This window comes from Bradyrhizobium sp. WSM4874 (assembly GCF_055811835.1).
Genome location: NZ_JBVVPR010000259.1, coordinates 1 through 287, shown reverse-complemented (window position 1 = coordinate 287; position 287 = coordinate 1). Strand labels below are relative to the sequence as shown.

At 73.5% G+C, this 287-nt stretch carries 1 pseudogene; it reads right to left on the bottom strand.

The annotated features are described in order from the left end of the window. Positions 1–287, bottom strand: a pseudogene (locus AC0L3P_RS40280) (hybrid sensor histidine kinase/response regulator); the annotation flags it as partial.

Genomic DNA, 287 nt, shown 5'->3' with positions numbered 1-287 from the left:
GCGCGCTCGAGCTCGTCGAGCGAGACTTCGCCCGGACGCAGCGGACGCTCCAGGCTCTGGTCGGCCAGCACGCCGGGCGTCGGCGCGGCTTCAACGGCGACAGGCGCGTCCGGCACCAGCGGCGGCGCTTCAGCCACGGGGGCAGCGGCGCCAGCCGCCGGCATCGGCTGCGCCGAGCCTGACATGGCGGCCATGCCCTGCTCGACCATGGCTTCCAGCTTGTCGATGAGATCGCGGTCGGTGCCCTCGGGCTCGGCTTCGGTCGCCTCCAGCCCGGCCAGAATTTC